This window comes from Pseudomonas moorei (assembly GCF_042846945.1).
GTDB classification, from domain to species: domain Bacteria; phylum Pseudomonadota; class Gammaproteobacteria; order Pseudomonadales; family Pseudomonadaceae; genus Aquipseudomonas; species Aquipseudomonas moorei.
This window is the reverse complement of sequence record NZ_AP035776.1, coordinates 1,416,684-1,433,433: the sequence shown is the minus strand read 5'-3', so window position 1 is coordinate 1,433,433 and position 16,750 is coordinate 1,416,684. Positions and strand designations below refer to the sequence as shown.

13 protein-coding genes are annotated in these 16,750 nt (G+C 61.6%); 2 read left to right on the top strand and 11 right to left on the bottom strand.

The features are described from left to right. A complete protein-coding gene (locus tag ACGJAX_RS06790; protein ID WP_247256738.1) occupies positions 1 to 759 on the top strand; it encodes a slipin family protein in 759 nt (252 codons plus the stop codon). 6 nt (positions 760 to 765) lie between these two features. Here ACGJAX_RS06790 and ACGJAX_RS06785 read toward each other — a convergent pair whose 3' ends face one another. Further along, positions 766 to 2,262, bottom strand: a complete 1,497-nt coding sequence (locus ACGJAX_RS06785; protein ID WP_390958022.1) for a glycosyltransferase family 39 protein — start codon at positions 2,260 to 2,262, stop codon at positions 766 to 768. Positions 2,263 to 2,634: 372 nt separating this feature from the next. Between ACGJAX_RS06785 and ACGJAX_RS06780 the strand changes: the two genes are divergently transcribed. Further along, complete coding sequence (locus ACGJAX_RS06780) at positions 2,635 to 3,567, top strand: RHS repeat-associated core domain-containing protein (protein WP_390958020.1); 933 nt, start codon at positions 2,635 to 2,637, stop codon at positions 3,565 to 3,567. 108 nt (positions 3,568 to 3,675) lie between these two features. Here the strand turns inward: ACGJAX_RS06780 and ACGJAX_RS06775 are convergent, their stop codons facing one another. From ACGJAX_RS06775 to bcsZ, 10 genes are all read right to left on the bottom strand, one after another. After that, the gene (locus ACGJAX_RS06775) at positions 3,676 to 4,542 is read right to left on the bottom strand and encodes an ABC transporter permease (RefSeq protein WP_247256740.1); all 867 of its coding nucleotides are present in this window, start codon (positions 4,540 to 4,542) and stop codon (positions 3,676 to 3,678) included. Positions 4,543 to 4,563: 21 nt separating this feature from the next. After that, the gene (locus tag ACGJAX_RS06770) at positions 4,564 to 5,424 is read right to left on the bottom strand and encodes an ATP-binding cassette domain-containing protein (RefSeq protein ID WP_390958018.1); all 861 of its coding nucleotides are present in this window, start codon (positions 5,422 to 5,424) and stop codon (positions 4,564 to 4,566) included. Positions 5,425 to 5,429: 5 nt separating this feature from the next. After that, positions 5,430 to 6,455: an ABC transporter substrate-binding protein gene (locus tag ACGJAX_RS06765; protein ID WP_090327691.1), complete on the bottom strand. Its 1,026-nt coding sequence runs from the start codon at positions 6,453 to 6,455 to the stop codon at positions 5,430 to 5,432. Positions 6,456 to 6,473: 18 nt separating this feature from the next. Further along, positions 6,474 to 7,361 carry a TauD/TfdA family dioxygenase gene (locus tag ACGJAX_RS06760; RefSeq protein ID WP_390958016.1) on the bottom strand — a complete coding sequence of 296 codons (888 nt, stop codon included), beginning with the start codon at positions 7,359 to 7,361 and terminating at the stop codon, positions 6,474 to 6,476. A gap of 315 nt (positions 7,362 to 7,676) precedes the next feature. Continuing rightward, complete coding sequence (locus ACGJAX_RS06755) at positions 7,677 to 8,819, bottom strand: alginate O-acetyltransferase AlgX-related protein (protein ID WP_248916103.1); 1,143 nt, start codon at positions 8,817 to 8,819, stop codon at positions 7,677 to 7,679. 11 nt (positions 8,820 to 8,830) lie between these two features. Continuing rightward, the gene (locus ACGJAX_RS06750; protein WP_390958014.1) at positions 8,831 to 10,228 is read right to left on the bottom strand and encodes an MBOAT family O-acyltransferase; all 1,398 of its coding nucleotides are present in this window, start codon (positions 10,226 to 10,228) and stop codon (positions 8,831 to 8,833) included. Between the two features lie 18 nt (positions 10,229 to 10,246). Next, on the bottom strand, positions 10,247 to 10,915 hold the full coding sequence (locus ACGJAX_RS06745) for an alginate O-acetyltransferase AlgF (RefSeq protein WP_390958012.1): 669 nt from the start codon (positions 10,913 to 10,915) through the stop codon (positions 10,247 to 10,249). Then, complete coding sequence (locus ACGJAX_RS06740) at positions 10,915 to 11,583, bottom strand: SGNH/GDSL hydrolase family protein (protein WP_077186205.1); 669 nt, start codon at positions 11,581 to 11,583, stop codon at positions 10,915 to 10,917. Before ACGJAX_RS06740 ends, ACGJAX_RS06745 begins: the two co-directional genes overlap by 1 nt. A gap of 15 nt (positions 11,584 to 11,598) precedes the next feature. After that, positions 11,599 to 15,531: a cellulose synthase subunit BcsC-related outer membrane protein gene (locus tag ACGJAX_RS06735; RefSeq protein WP_390958010.1), complete on the bottom strand. Its 3,933-nt coding sequence runs from the start codon at positions 15,529 to 15,531 to the stop codon at positions 11,599 to 11,601. Next, positions 15,507 to 16,748: a cellulose synthase complex periplasmic endoglucanase BcsZ gene (bcsZ, locus tag ACGJAX_RS06730; protein WP_390958008.1), complete on the bottom strand. Its 1,242-nt coding sequence runs from the start codon at positions 16,746 to 16,748 to the stop codon at positions 15,507 to 15,509. The genes ACGJAX_RS06735 and bcsZ overlap by 25 nt, the downstream gene beginning before the upstream one ends. Positions 16,749 to 16,750: the final 2 nt, after the last annotated feature.

Here is a 16,750-nt window from a genome sequence, read left to right as displayed (position 1 = left end):
ATGGGTCTGCAATTGGGTTTTGCCGCGCTGCTGTTACTGCTGATCGCGCTGGCCGGTTCGACCTTCCGCATCCTGCGTGAATACGAACGCGGGGTGGTGTTCCAGCTCGGACGCTTCTGGCAGGTCAAAGGCCCGGGCCTGATTCTGTTGATTCCAGTGGTTCAGCAAATGGTTCGCGTCGACTTGCGCACCGTGGTGCTCGACGTCCCGGCGCAAGACGTGATCACCCGCGATAACGTTTCGGTCAAGGTCAATGCCGTGCTGTACTTCCGCGTGCTTGACCCACAGAAGGCGATTATCCAGGTCGAGGACTTCCTGATGGCCACCAGCCAGTTGGCACAAACCACCTTGCGCGCGGTGCTGGGCAAGCACGAACTCGACGAGCTACTGGCCGAGCGCGAACGGCTGAATCTCGATATCCAGCAAGTGCTCGACGCCCAGACCGATGCATGGGGCATCAAAGTGGCCAATGTCGAAATCAAGCACGTGGACCTCAATGAATCGATGATTCGCGCCATTGCCAAACAGGCCGAAGCGGAGCGTGAGCGCCGGGCCAAGGTGATCCACGCCGAAGGCGAATTGCAGGCCTCGGAAAAACTCATGCAGGCCGCTGAAATGCTCGGCCGCCAGCCGGGGGCCATGCAACTGCGCTACATGCAGACGCTCAGCTCGATCGCCGGCGACAAGAGTTCGACCATCGTCTTCCCACTGCCGATCGAGCTGCTCAAGGGCATGGCGGACCTGTCGTCGAAATCTTGAGCACCGTCACTCACCCGCCATGACAAACAACCGTGCCCGAGTGTTCCCGGCAGCGGTCTCGGCGACTTTCTGCCAACCGCCGGGCAGCGGGGCGAATTCGTCGGGTTGATCCGCCGTGCTGATCAACCACACGCGACCGGTTCCCCTGGGCAGTTGACTGAGCTGGTCGAGGTAGATCCTTGGCGCATCACCGTTGACCAGCGTGCCAAAGCCATAATCATTCGGGCGGCTGGATGTTCCGTTGGCCAGGGGCGGGGTGTAGAGCAGCGGTTCCGTATCGGTGCGGTTGTAGTAGACGTAGCTCATGTACCAGAGCATGTCGCTGATGACGATTCGGTCACCGGCCACGTAGTGCTGGTTGACGAACTCGACCATTACACTGGTCTGGTCATTCACATCCACCGTGGCATTGGTTTTCAGCCCGACCAGCTCGGCGCCGACAAACAGCACCAGCAACCCGAGCGCCAATACCCGAAAGCCGCCCAGCAAGCGGTCGATGGCCAGCGCCATGATCAGCGGCAGACCCAACGCATAGGCGTTCAAATAACGCTCGATAAACACCGGCGAAATAAACGAAACCCCATAAACCAGCAACAACGGCAGCACGGTGTAGAGCGCCAGCAGCGCACTCCAGCGATAGCGGCTGCGATCACGCCAGACCGTCAGCAGGATCACGCTCAGCAATAGCACTGGCATCGCGACGAACAGGAGCCGGGGCAAGTTATCCCCATCGTCCTGGATCAGAAAATCCCAGACCATCGACGGCAGGGAGCTGAGGGTGACCGGCGACTCCCAACCCACGTCGCCGCTGGCCTTGAGCTCCTCCATGTGCCGGGTCAAATCGACCAGGCCAGGGATCCACGGAGCAAACAGCACCACAATGGCCACATTGCTCAGCCACCAGGCCGGGCGAGTGATGTAATGGGAGGGTTGGTCCGGGTTCAGGCGCAGCACCAGCAAGTACGCCCAATGGACGAGCACACAGAGCGCGGTGAAATAGTGGGTGTAGAACGCGGTGGCCATCAGCAACGCGTAGATCACCAATGCATGGGTGTGGCGAGGCTGCTTGACCCAATGCACCAGCGCAATGGTGGCGCCGAGCAGCCACACCCCCAGCCACGAATACATCCGCACTTCCTGGCTGTAACGCACCGCCGTGGGCAGCAGCGCCAGCATCAACCCGGCCAGCAATGCCGCGCGCGGATTGGCGATCAGGCGGACCAGCCACATGCCCAGCATGACCGACGCCACACCCGGCAGCGCACTCAAACTGCGTATCGAAAAAATGCCATCGCCAAACAGCCCGATCCAGCCGTGCAGCATCATGAAATACATCGGCGGATGGACGTCATGGGCGGCATGGGCCCAGATGCCGTCCAGGGTGTAGCGGCTCATCAACAGGCTGGAACCTTCATCGCCCCAAATCGCGGCATCGGTCAGGCCATATAACCGGGTCACGATAGCCAGCACCAGGATCAACAAACCGCCGCCATACCAAAGCATTCGCTGCCTCGAGTCGGACACTGCCAAATTCTCGGGCGCTGGCCGGGATTTGACCAACCGCTCTTTTCTTTGCGCCTCCACTACCACTCTGTTCACCTGCACTGCCAAAACGTTCCGCTCACTTTAGGCTAATGTCAGTCGCCACGGCCAGCGGATACACCGACGCTAACGGCCATCCCTTCCATATACCGCTGTCGCGTCGTCCGCAGGGCGATCTGATTCTGACGAACGGCGTCGGCCAGGCTGTCGATACCGGGTTTGCTCCAGCCAAGCAGGATGTGAGCCACCAAGACCTAGCAGTTCTGATAGCTCTCAATCGTGAGCGCCGCGAGTAGAACTAAACGCCAACATGGCCCTGGCGGAATTCGCTGTATGACTCAAGCAAACACCATTCGGCAACGCGTGATACTGCTGGCCTCCAACAGCAGCCAATCGATCATTGGCGAAAGCGTCGAGGGCAAGATCAACAACATCGGTTACACCGCCTACGGCGAACAGTCCGCGCAGCAGGACGTCGCGACGGCGCTGGGTTTCAACGGCCAATTACGCGAAGCCCGCCTCGGCTGGTACTTGCTGGGCAACGGCTACCGCGCCTACAACACGCGATTGATGCGTTTTCATAGCCCGGACAGTTGGAGCCCGTTTGGGCGAGGCGGGTTGAATGCGTATATGTATTGCGTAGGGGATCCGGTGAACCGGGTGGATCCGACGGGGCATATGTGGGATACCACCAAGTTTTTTGTTCAGAAGAACATTGGATTCCGAACACCCCAAAAACTCGCCATTGCCAACACCAGGGCAATCGCAAGACGGGAAGCCATTTCGCCCCTTAGGCGGAGCTCCCGTTCAGTGGAACCGTCGAAACCGAGTCGCCAGTCTGACGCTGCGTCTGCGAAAGGCGGCTATATCATGGGAGCCCCTGGTGCTAGAAATTCCACTCCATCGCCAGGCGGTGATCTCGCGCCCCAGAACATAGAAGGATGGGAGCGCCCACTTCCCGGCCAAGGAACTTCCAGGAAAGTGAGCCCTACTGCGCCGGAAACGCATCGCGGGAGCAGAAGCCGTCCTGCAGGACCGACTGGACCGATGCCTCCCCCAACATATAAAGAGGCAATATCCGTGATTAAGGAATTGAACCTTGATTATTTTGCTAGATCGCAGCAGGGTAAAACCTATGTAGTCGCCAGCTTGGCTCCTCACGTCAACTATCCTGCAATCGATCTTGCTCATCCGATTCAGTCAATAAGACAACCGGCAGTCCCACCACCTCCGCCGCTAATTGTCATTGTTCCGCCACCAAACTAGAAACAGGTTAAAACACTACGTAATGACGAATGTATTAGGTGGGCTTGGGAGAGCTGCCTTAGGCATGCGACCCAACGGACTGGATCGTCTTACCAACCTAATACTTCCCTACCGCACCATCCCCCACCGCTTCACCGTCACCCGCTCCAGTGAATCAAACACCAGATTCTCCACCAGCAGCCCAATCAAAATCACCACCGCCAACCCGGCAAACACCTTGTCGGTGTACAGCTCATTGCGATTCTGAAAGATGTACCAGCCCAATCCGCCCTTGCCGCTGGTGGCACCAAACACCAGTTCGGCGGCGATCAGCGTGCGCCAGGCAAACGCCCAGCCGATTTTCAGCCCGGCGAGGATCGACGGCAGTGCGGCGGGAATGAGGATGAACAACACGAAGTGCATGCCCTTGAGACCGTAATTGCGCCCGGCCATGCGCAGGGTTTCCGAGACGCCGAGAAACCCGGCGTAGGTGTTCAGCGCCAGGGCCCAGAGCACCGAATGCACCAGCACGAAAATCAGGCTGTTCTGCCCCAGCCCGAACCACAGCAGGGCCAGCGGCAGCAGTGCAATCGCCGGCAGCGGGTTGAACATCGAGGTCAGGGTGCTGAGCAGGTCACGACCGAACTGGGTCGACACCGCCAGGGTGGTCAGGGCAAACGCCAGGACGATGCCGATCAGGTACCCCTTGACCAGCACCACCAGGGAAATCCACACCTTGCCCAACAACTCGCCACTGAGCAGGCCGTCATACAGCGCATGGCTGGTTTGCAGAAAACCCGGCAACAGCAAATCGTTGTTCTGATATCGGGCGACGGCTTCCCACAGGACGGCGAGCAGAATCAGGATCAGGCTTTTGCGTAACCAGCCCTGTTGCCACAGGCGCTGGCCCAGCGGTAACTCTCGCTCCAGCGGCACGCTGGTCAGCGGTTGCAGGACGATTTCGAACTCTTCACGCGGGGATGATAAATGGCTCATCGGGCCCTCCTCTCAACTGGCTCAATAAGCGATACGGATGTCAGCAAAATCCAGCGCGCGCTCGGTTTCCGGCGACTGACCTTCATCAAACAACAATCGATGGATACGCCGCGCCGATTCCTGGAACGCAACGCCGCCAAGGCTGTGCAGATCATATTGATGGCTGTGGACTTCCGCGCGCACCCGCCCCGGATGCGGCGACAACAGCAGGATCCGGTTGCCCACCACCAGCGCCTCTTCGATGGAGTGAGTGACGAACAACAGCGTGAAGCGCACCTCCTCCCAGAGCAGCAGCAACTCTTCCTGCATCTTGCGTCGAGTCAGCGCGTCGAGGGCGGCGAAGGGTTCGTCCATGAGCAGGATTTTCGGCTGCATGGCCAACGCCCGGGCGATGGCGACCCGCGCCTTCATGCCGCCCGACAGGGTATGCGGATAGGCATCGGCAAACGCCGCCAGACCGACCTTCTCCAGGTAGTGCAGCGCCCGCTCTTCCGCCTCTTTGCGCTTGAGGGTTTTGGAGGCCAACAGCGGAAACATCACGTTCTGTTTGACGGTTTTCCACGGCGGCAGTTGATCGAATTCCTGGAACACCACGATCCGGTCCGGCCCCGGCGCATCGACGCGCTGGCCTTGCAACCGGATCTCGCCTTCGACGGGCTGGATGAATCCGGCGGCGGCCTTGAGCAAGGTCGACTTGCCGCAACCGGACGGGCCGAGCAGGACAAAGCGGTCCGTCGGATCGATTTCGAAGCTGACCTGGTGGGTCGCTCGCACCACCCGTTGCGGTGTGCGGTATTCGAGGCAGACCTTCTCGACCGACAGCAACGCCTGGGCTGCCGCGGCCGGTTTGCTGACCGTGTGGCCTTGCAAAGGGGCGTTCATGTCGGTCAGCTCCCTTGCAGCGGTTTGGCGTCCTGGAAGAAATAATCCTTCCATGAATCCGGTTTGTTTTTGATCGCCCCCACGCGGTAGAGGAACTCGGCCAGCGGGTAGGTATTTTTCGGCGTGACGCTGAATTCGAACTGCGGGTTGTCGATGATTTTCAACAAGGCCGCACGGTCGATCTTGGCCTTGGTCACGCGGATGTAAGTGTCAGCCGCCGCGCCTTTATCGTTTTGCGCGAATTGCGCGGCTTCGGTCAACGCTTCAACAAAGGCTTTGTAGGTTTTCGGGTTCTCATTGCGGAATTTCTCGGTGGCGAACAGTACCGTCGGCGAGTTCGGGCCGAGCACGTCATAGGAGTTGAGCACGACGTGGACGTTCGGGTTTTCCAGCGCCTGATCCTGGAACGGCGGGTTGGAGAAGTGTCCGGTCAATTCGGTGCCACCGGCGATCAGCGCTGCCGTGGCGTCGGGGTGCGGCACGGCAATGGTGTACTTGTCGAGGCGATTGAATTCCTTGTCACCCCACTGCTTGGCGGCCGCGTATTGCAGGAAGCGCGACTGCACCGACACGCCCACGGCCGGCACCGCGATGCGGTCCTTCTCGGTGAAGTCGGCGATGGTCTTGACCTTCGGATTGTTGCTCACCAGGTAGTACGGAAAGTTGCCCAGCGAGGCCACCGCCTTGACGTTTTGCTTGCCGTGGGTGCGGTCCCAGATCGTCAGCAATGGGCCGACCCCGGCACCGGCAATGTCGATGGAACCGGAGAGCAACGCATCGTTGACCGCCGCACCGCCGGAGAGCTGGGTCCAGTCGACCTTGATGTCGATGCCTTCCTGCTTGCCGTACTTCTCGATCAGGTTCTGGTCGCGCACGACATTGAGCAACAGATAAACGATGCCGAACTGTTCGGCGATGCGGATCTCACCTTCGGCATGGGCCACGGTCGGTGCCACCAGGCTACCGGCGATCAGGCTGAAACCCAGGCCGATGGCTGCAGCCAGCGGGGCCAATGAAAGACGTTTGGACATGTTCAGATCTCCGACAAATCAGAAAGGCGCGTCGCCCTGGATGGTGGTGCGATACAGCTTGCGGCGCAGATAGCTTGGGCATCCGGCGGCGAGGTGGATCAGCGAACGGTTGTCCCAAAACACCAGGTCATGGGCCTGCCATTGATGGCGGTAGATGTTTTGCGGCAACACGCTATGGGCATAGAGCTCGTCGAGCAGCTGCTTGCTCTCGTCTTCGGGCAAACCAACGATGCGGGTGGTGAAGCCTTCACTGACGAACAGCGCCTTGCGGCCGTTTTCCGGATGGGTACGCACGACGGGGTGAATCACTTCGGCGACCTGGGCCAATTGCTCCGGGGTCAGGGTCGGGCGCCAGTTGCCTTCGAATTTGGTCTCGCTGTAGCGCGCCGTATAGGAGTGCGCGGCCGAGCGACCTTCGACCGCCTTGCGCAGCGCCTCGGGCAGGTTGTCCCAGGCTTTGTGCATGTCGGCGAACAGCGTGTCGCCGCCTTCCGATGGCAGCTCCTGGGCATGCAGCATCGAGCCCAGGCTCGGCAGCTCCTTATAGGACAGGTCGGAGTGCCAGAACTTGCCGGCGTCACCGAGGCCGATGTTCTGGCCGTTCTCGACGACGTTGGAAACGATGAGGATTTCCGGGTGACCGGCGAGCAGGAATTGTTTGAGCACATGGATCTGCAACACGCCAAAACGGCGGCTGAAATCGATTTGCTGCCGGGGAGTAATGCGCTGGTCGCGGAACACCACCACGTGATGATCCAGGTGCGCGCGGTGGATGCGGGCGAAGTCTTGATCGTTGACCGGGCGGGACAGATCAAGGCCGATGATTTCGGCACCCACCGCACCGCTGAACGGGCGGATTTCAAAAAATTGTGGCGCGATGCTTGGCGATGCAGATGTTGCAGACATAAATCACTCCCACGCACGGCACGCTCAAGGGCGCGCGCGTCGATCAGAAACACACGGATGTCGTGTTGGTTCGTGTCGTGCGGCGCGCCGATTGGTCGGCAGGTACGCAGGGGAGTGACTTTATAGGTATAAGAAAGCTAATTTAAATACCGTTAAAGAATAACGATATGGCCTTTGGAAATGCGCCATGCCGGTGCAATGCCTTGGCGGGCAATCCCGCTCCCACAAGGTACTGAGTCAGGTCTTCATTTTGTGATCAACCCAAACCCAATGCGGGCGCTGACTTGCCAGCGAAGAGGCCATCAGCCTCACCCTTTATTTGGCCCAGTTGATGACTTCACTGTAAGGCGTCTGCAAATCCCGCTCGGGAATCTCCCAGATCACCAGCTTCGGCGGCGTCTGCTTGAAGGCCGGGTTGTCGAAGTAACCATTGGCGCCGCCGGAGAATTCACCACCGTCCTTGGCGAAGTTGCCAATCGGTGCGCCCAGGGCCTGTTGCAAGAAACCGGCAAAGTTGGAGTTGCGCGAGAACGAAGTGCCGATCAGCGCCACGTTCGGCAAATTGTCATCGCCGAACAGGTCGTCGAGGTTGTCGCCGCCGCTTTGCGCCTGGGCAACCTTCTCGCTGATCCGGGTGGCGGCAACGGTTTCCGCCTGCGGTTGCCAGGTCACCGGCAACCATTCCAGCCCTGCCAATCGCACCAGGTCGCCAGGGCGGCGGGCCGGGTCCTGGACCTTCACATCGAAGTCTTTGTGCGGGGTCGCGCTGATGCCCATGGCTTGTACGTGTTGGGCCACGGTCTTGGCCGCCGCCGCCGAACCGGTTTCGCTCCAGTGGGTATCGGTGCGCAGATAGGCATCGGCGCCCAAGGGTTGCAGGGTCGGCGCAAGATCAATGGCGGCGACACCGGCCTTGTTCAAGCCATCGACCCAATCCACTGCGCGCTGTTGCAATTGCAACGGACGACGCAGGTCGCACAACTGCGCACTGGCGATGCGACTCTTGTCCGGCACCACCGCCACCAGCAACGTAATCCCGCGCTTGGCCAGGCGCTGCTGAACCTCTCGCACCACACCGGCCTTGGTCTCGGCATTGCCTTGAGCGTGACGGTTGATGCGCAGCTCGTCGGTCAGGAACAGCCAGCCCGGGCAGCCGGAACGCACCCGCGGCCCGGTGTCGTGCAGCAGCAACCAACTGGCGCCACGTTCCAGGTCGGCCGCCTGTTCCGGCACCGCAGCCTTCGACAGCTGCTTGGCGACCTTGTGGGTGACCTCGCCATGCAACGCATCATCGAGGGTCAGCCTGGGTGGCAGCATCTCGACTTTGCCGCTCAACAGCAACCAGACGCAGGAGACGAAACCGATCGCCAGAAAAGCCACGAAAAACACACCCGATGCCTTGCTGACAGGGGCAGTCACTTCGCTGGATTGGGCCGGTACATGGGACAAGGAAGTCATGGGCGCGGTCATCAGAACTGGAAGTACAGGAAGGGCACCGACTCACGACTCGCGACCAGGGCGAACGCGAGCAGGAAACCCATCATCGGTGCAAATAGCGCATGGCCGACAAGCCGCTGCTCATAGCGGCTCTGCAGCACGGGCGCGATGATGTACAGCACGCCGAGCAGCGCCGCGATGCCGTGGACCGGACGCAGCGTCACCGCCAGCGCCTCACCCAATGCAAACCCGTGCAGGCCGAACTGCCCGGCATACATGGTCATTGCGCTATGGAAATCCGGAGCACGGAACAAGGTCCACGCCAGGAACACAAACAGCAGCGTCAATGTGTGCGACAGCAGTGGCGGGATGCTCGGCAGACTGGAACGCGACCACCAACGATCGACGCACAAGGCGATGCCGTGGGCCGAACCCCACAACAGGTAGTTCCAGCTGTCGCCGCCGTGCCACAGGCCGGCGATGGCCATGGTCAGGAACAGGTTGCGATAGGTCTTCCATACGCCTTTACGGTTGCCACCAAGGGCGATGTACAGGTAATCGCGCAACCAGCTCGACAGCGACAAATGCCAGCGCCGCCAGAAGTCCTGGATGCTGCTGGCCAGGTACGGCCGGTTGAAGTTTTCCGGGAAGTGAAAGCCGAGCATCAGGCCCAGGCCGATGGCCATGGCGCTGTAACCGGCGAAGTCGAAAAACAGCTGCAGCGAGTAGGCCAGGCAGCCGATCCAGGCGTCGACGAAGGAAGGGTTTTCCAGATGGAAAGCGACGTCCACCAGCGGCGACAGGGTATCGGCCACCAGCACTTTCATGCACATGCCGATCATGAAACGGCGCGCGCCCAGAGAAAAATTCTGCCAATTGAAATAGCGCTGGCTCAGCTCACGGCGTACCCAGTCATAACGAATGATCGGCCCGGCAATCGAGTGGCCGAACATCGAAATGTAGGTCGCGTAATTGATGAAGCTGCGCTCCACCGGCACCGTGTGGCGATGCACGTCCACCAGGTAGGAGATCGCCTGCAACACGATGAACGACAGCCCCGCCGGCAAGGCCACCCGCTGCCATTCCAGCGGCATGGCGCCGTAGTAAGTGATCAGGTCACTCCAGGTCCCGGCCAGGATGTTGGCGTACTTGTACCAGCACAGCACCGCCGTGTTGAACACGATCAGCGCAATCAACAGCCTCACCCGCCCTTTCGAACCCTCGCGGGCGCGATCCACCAGCAGTCCGCCGACCCAGGCGACGATGGTCAGGACCACGTGCAGGCTGAGGAACAGCGGGCTCAACCAGCCATAGAACAGCCAGCTGCCGATCAGCAGGATGACGTTGCGCCAGGCCGGTCTGGCCAGGGCATACACCAGCAGAAACGCAGGCAGAAACAGCGTCAGGAACTCGAGTGAGGCGAAGACCATGGCAGCGGCAGAATCCGATCAGTGGGACAGAGTGTCCGTGGCGTTCAGAAGACGCGGCCCGGTCGCTGAAGGCACCAGCAGCACGCTGTAGCGCTCGCCCGCTTTCAGCTCGCCCAGGTCCAGCGGCGCACCGACATTGGCGTTCGCGCACACCAGTTGCACCGACAGGCTCACCGGGTTGATCGAACGGCGCTGGACGCTGTCGACCGGCACGGCCTTGAACAGATCGGCGGTACGCCCGGCAGGACGCAGGCTCGCATCGGTACACGCGCCATCGACGTTGAAGAACGCCAGTGAGGCTTTGAGGCCATTGAAGTCATCCGGTTGCTCGCGCACGGCGACTTGCTTGATGCCATTGCCGTCCGGCAACGCGACCACGGTGGCGAATTCACCGGGCTCGATCTTCATGTCCATGGCCAGTTTCTGTGCGCCACTGACCAGGGTGCCCTTGACCGGACTGCTCGACTGCACCGGGAAAAACAGTGATACGGGTTTGGCCGCTTCCAGGCGCATCGGTGGCTGGCCGGCCTGGGCGATCACGTCCAGCGGTGCGCTGCTGGCGTTGACGAAACGGATGAACGCCGCGTCTTCGCTGGGGCCGGTGGGGTACAGGGCAAACTCAGCCGCCAGGGCGTTCACGCTGGAAAACAGCGCCGCCACGGCGCACACCGCAGACAGGGCACGCATCACTGCTTGGCTCCCTTGTTGCTGACCGCGTCGGCCGGCAGTTTGGCCAATGCGCCACCGATGGCGTTGGCCCAGGATTTGTAACCCGCCACGGTGAAGTGCTGGCCGTCGGTGGTCACCCACTCGCCCGGCTTGGAGAAGGTCAGCGAATCGATGTAGGTGCAAGGCGCCACGTTGCTCGCCAGGAACGCCGACATCAACTTGGTGCGCGTGTCGTTCTTCTTGTACATGCCGCCTTCCTTGCCCCACGCCGGGCCGACCCACGCGCACTTGGCGCCGTTGGCGGTGATTTCCTTGGCCAGGGCGGTCACGTTCTGCCAGGCCCAGGCTTTGGGGAATACCGGTTTGTCGTAGGACGCCATGGTGTCGCCGATGACCAGCACGACCAGGTCAGGCTTGTCGGCGGCGATCAGATCCTTGATCGGCGTGGTGGTGGCTTCGCGCCCCTTGATGACGATCTTGCCGTCGCCTTTCTGCTCGGCGCCACAATCGACTTTCTTGGTGATCAGCCAGTCGCCGGCACTGGCGCCGCATGCGCCGATCGAATGCACGATCGCGCCCTGCTGGGTCAGGTTGGCTTGCAGCGGCTCCATCAAGTGGTCCGCCAGGCTCATGTGGCTTTCCCCGAGTACGAGAAGGGTCATACCGGCGAGAACGGAAGAAGGCATTTAAGTCTCCAGGAATCAGTTGGAATAAGGGGAACGGTAGGGGCTGACCGGCAATTCCATCGCGCCGTTCATGTCTTCGAACATGTAACGCAGGTACATGGCCCCCGTGAATTGTTTGTAGTCCTGAGCGTTGTCCAGGCCGAGATTGCCGCCGAGGAAGAAATTCGAACCGAATTTGTATTCCCCTGCACCGCTGAGGCTGTAGCCCACGCCGGTCTTGCTCTGGCCTTTGTAGCGCTGATTGTTGGCGGCCTGCAGGTCTTTGTCGTTCGGGAAGTAATCCGCCGCGTCCTGGTCGAAGTACTGCACGCCCACCGAGCCTTTGACCTGATAGGAGAACCGGTCGCCGCGCTGCGCCCAGGTCACTGGCACGCCTAAAGCGAAGTAGCTTTGCGGGCTGAAGTAACCGCCATGGCCGTAGGTGAAGAAGTCCTGGTTATTCTCGAAGCTCAAGCCGGTGGCACTCAGGCCGAGGGTCAGCTTGCTGTCTTCGGCGTTGTGCAGATACCAATACACGCCGCCACCCAGTTCGGTGCGACTGTTGGATTCGACGTTGTGGCCGAGCAACTTGTGCCACGAACCGTAGCCGTAGGAGCCAACCTGCTGATCGTCATAGCTGAGCTGAGCACGGGCGCCGTTGGCCGTCACGCCGCCCCACGATTGGCCGGTGCGTTCATCAGTAGTGCCGGCAAACGAGGCCACGCTGTCCGTCACCGGACGCCGCGAGACATTGACGCCATAACGCACGTTGGAGTTGTCGGCGAACGGCCGATCCACACTCACGCCACCGGCTGCGGTGCTGTACTTGAAGCCGATTGGCGTGGTGCCGAGATCGGCCTTGACGCCTTCGTCCGGGCGGGCATAGGCCACGCTCAAGCCCACGCCTTTATCCCGCTGGGAACCGGCACCGTCCGGCGACGCTCCGCCCCCGCCGAAGCGGGCCGCGGAGTCGCTACCGACACTGCCGGCATTCAGCGACACCGGGGTCACGCGCACGGCATAGCGGTTTTCGCCAGCCGGGATGTTGATCTCCAGCGGCGTTTCAACGTCGGTCATTTTGCTCAGACCTGACTCGCTGTCGTTGCTGCGGATGGTCACACCCTGGGTCACATAGCCACTGCGCTCCTGCAGGATATTGTCGAGCGCGCGCTGGGCGGAACTGGCTTGATCCACCGCAACGTTGACCGTGCCCCGCGGCGCGAACGGATTACCACCGGCAGCGGCAAAACGCCCCGCCGGCAACGTCTGGCGTCCGGCAACGGGCGCTGCCATACGAGGCTGGGCTTGCCCCGGATAGGCGTCGGCCGGCAGTGCGTCATTGCTGGCCACCATGACCGGCGTGGCCGCTTCAAGCTGCGCCTGGGCCGGCGCGGGAATGCTGTCCACCGGTACGCGGCTCACTTGATTGCGCTGGCCCGGCAAACCCACAAAGGGGTTCGGCGCGACGTTGAGGCTGTTGGCCTGGGCCGTCAGGCTGCGTTTCTGCTCGTTCTGCTCGATGGCAACGGCCTTGCGCAGCAACTCGGTGGCCTGGCTGGACTTGCCCATGCTGCGGTAGATCCGCGCGGCTTCGGTCAGCGATTGCGGATCGTAGGTTTCCAGTTTGAGGAACTGTTCCAGCGCCCGATCCGCGTAGCCATTGTCGTGGGCCTGAACCGCCGCATCGGCAGCATTGAGCAAAATCTGCGGATCGTTGGGCTGACGCTGCAACAACGGTTTGTACAGTTCAAACGCCTTGGCATTGTCGCCATTGCTGGCGTACATGCGTGCCAGTGCCGAGACAGCACCCGCATCCCCCGGACGCGAAGCCAGAGCCGGTGCCAGGGTGTCATAGGCTGCGGCCAGATCGCCGTTTTCGCGCAGGATATCGGCCTGGCGAATGCGGTACTGATACAGCACGTCATCAAAACGTTTACGCGTGGCCACGCTCATCGGCTGGTTCTGCAAGCCATGCAGGATCGAGTTGACCTGTGCATCGTCGCCGGTCTTGAGCAGCAGGCTGGCGTACTGCAGCATCAGGTCGGCAGACGGCGTCGGCGTTTGGGCAATGACGTCGCGCATCATCTGTTGCGCGTGTGCCGAATCCCCGGCGTCCACATAGGCCGCGGCCAGGGTCGCCATGCCGTCGGGGCTGCGGCTGGCTACCGGTTGCAAGCGGTCGAGCAAGGCCAGGGCTTCCTGACGCTGGCCACGCTTGGCGATGCTCGCCGCCAGTTTGATTTGTACTGTCAGGGTGATCTGGTCGGCCAACTGATTCATGTCCGCCGTGCGACGTTCGGCCGGAATGCGGCTGATGGTCGCTTGCGCGGCGTTCCATTGCTCCATTTCCACCGAGAGCAAGGCACTGGTGTACAGCGCATCGATGTTGGTCGGATGGGTTTTCAGGTCGCTGTCGATCAGATCCCGAGCCTTTTGCGGCTCGCCGGCCTTGAGGTACAGGCGCGACAGATCGAAGCGGGTCCAGACGTTATCCGGGTCGTCCTGCACCGCTTGCGCCAGGGCTTGCTGCGCAGCGCGATTATCGCCGCGCTGTTCGGCGAGTTTGGCCGCTTGCGTGGAGCGCAAGGCGCGCAGACGAGCGCCGCCGCCCATTTCGGCCTGTTGGGCCGGGGTCAAGGTGTCGAGCAGGCGCAGCGCCTCATCGGCCTGACCGGTTTGCGCCAGCACATTGACCAGCCCCTGCACGGCCTGCGGGTTGCCGCGTTGCACGCTCAGCACCTGGCGATAGTTGGCCTGGGCGGCGTCCAGTTGCCCGGCCTGGGCCTGAATATCGGCCAGGGCCAGACGCGCGTCGATACCTTTGGGGTTCAAGCGCATGGCCTGGGCAATGCTCTCTTGCGCCTTGGCCGGCTGCGTCCTGGCTTGATCGCGGGCCTGTTGCAACAATGCCCAATAGCGCACGTTGTCCAGCGCCGACTTCCAGCGGGTGCCGCCATTGGCGATGGCACGGTTGAGCAATTGCTCGGCTTCGCCGAAACGGTTTTGTTGCTGACGCACCACGCCGAGGCCACCGAGGGCATCGGCGTCGTCGGGTTTGTTTTTCAGGCGGGCGGCAAATGCCTGTTCGGCACCCGATTGATCGCCCTTCTGCAGCGCTTGCAGCCCACGCGCCACCAACGGATCTTGCTGCCAGGCCGGCGCACCGGCGGTGGTCGACTGCGACTTGCCCTTGTTGAGCAGGTCACGGATTTCCTGGTCGTCGGGATGCACTTTCAGGAAGTCATCGAACAGCGACACTTGCGAGGCGTTCGGCGGCCCCATCCACACCAGCGCCAGACGCCAGCTCTCATCGGCGTCACCGGCAATGTCGGCACGGGTCGACAGTTTGGCCAGCGCCCGGATGCCTTCCGGGCGGCTGTCTTCGTGGCGCACCAGGTGTTTGGCCAGGAACAGCGCGACAATCGAGTCGTTCGGCGTTTCGCGCAGCAAGCGTTCAAGGCCTTTACGCGCCTCGGGCCAGCCGGCGTCATTGAATGCCAGGTTGGTGTAGAACTCGCGACCGATCTTGCCTTCGGGCGTGCGTCCGGCAAACAGCTGGCGGAACACTACGGTGGCTTTGTCACGCTGGTCGCCGTCGGCCAGGCGCCGTGCCTCGTCCAGCAGGGCAATGTTCTGCGGGTCGGTCAGGGCGATGTCCTGTTCCAGTTGCGCGGCCTGCCAGGGGCGCGGCGACAACGCCTGCAAGCGCATCAGATACTGTTGTGCCTGTTGCGGTTTGTTCTGTTTGACGCCGATCAGCCCCATGCCGTACAGCGCATCGATCTGGTTGGGGTCCAGACGCAGAACCTTTTCCCAGGCTTCTGCCGCACGCGCAGCGTTATCCCGGCTCTGCCAGTATTGGCCCTGCTCCACCAGACGCGTTTGTACGTCATTGGTTTCGGCGTGGGCAGCGGTGCCGATAAGCGCGGCGAGAATACCGACGGCTAGCGTGTGACGGCGCGGGTGCATGACGTCTCCCAAGTCAGTTTGAGCGTTCCGTCATCACGAAACTGATAGCGTTTTTCAGCCCAGCCCAGTGCGAACAGACTAAGCATGGCGTTGTAGTACAGCGGTTCGGCACGTTCGCCATCGGCTTTGGCCAGCGCCGCGTTCAACGCCGTTTCGGCCCGACGCTGCTGCTGTTCGGCCAGCCAGGGTTGCCCCTTGGCCTGGAAGTACGGAATCAGCGCGGCAGAGTACCCGAACGGGCCCTGCCCTTCGAGCACGCCACTGATGACCTGAACCTTTTCCGGAGGAATGCCGGTGGACGCGGTGCTGTTCGACATGCCGTCCAGACGTGCCAGCAGCGGCGCGGCCAACGGGTCGGACTTGGGTGTCATGCCGGCCCACAGATAGACGCGAATCGCGTCATAACTGCCCAGCTCACCCTTGACCGGATCGACCACAAACAGGCCGGCCTTGGGCGCTGTCGCGCGATAGCCGATCCAGTCCGCCACATAACCTTTCGGGCTGGAGGCGCTGACCATTTTCACGGTGTTTTCGGCGATCTCCTTCCACGGCCCGGTCGGTGCTTCCTTGGCCAGCCGGCGCAACAGCGGCAGCGGCAGATAACTCGGGTTCAGGCGCCATAGGTGATCGGGCTGGGTGAAGCCTTCGGGCCCTGGCAAAACCATTTTGCCCAGGCCGGGCAGACTCACCACCAACTGGGTTTCGATGTTCTTGAGCAGGCGCAATGCGTCTTCGCGGTAATCCGGACGCTGCCACAGCCGTGCTGCTTCGAGCAGTGAGTAGGCGATCCAGAGGTCCGAATCGGATGCGGAGTTGGCGTCCTGCAATTGCCATTTGCCGTCCTTGCCCTGCCCCCACAACCAGCCCGGCAGACGATTGCCGATATCGGCACCGGCCATGTTGGCGGCGGTCCACTTCCACAGCGCATCGAAACGCTCGCGGTCGTTGCCGATCAGCGCAAACAGCATGCCGTAGGACTGACCTTCGGAGGTGCTGTGATTGTCCTCGACGCTGGACTCCAGCATGCGCCCGTCGTTTTGCACGAAACGCGTGGCGTAGGTTTGCCACAGCGGCCAGTCGACGCTTTTGCAGGCTGCCTGATCAGCCATGGCCGGTGTCAGACTCAAGGACGCGAGTGTGCCGGCCAGCCAAAATACGGCCCGGCGCCAGCGGCGCTCGGGGGCAGAATTGCATCCAGGTGTCCCGTGGCTATTCATGG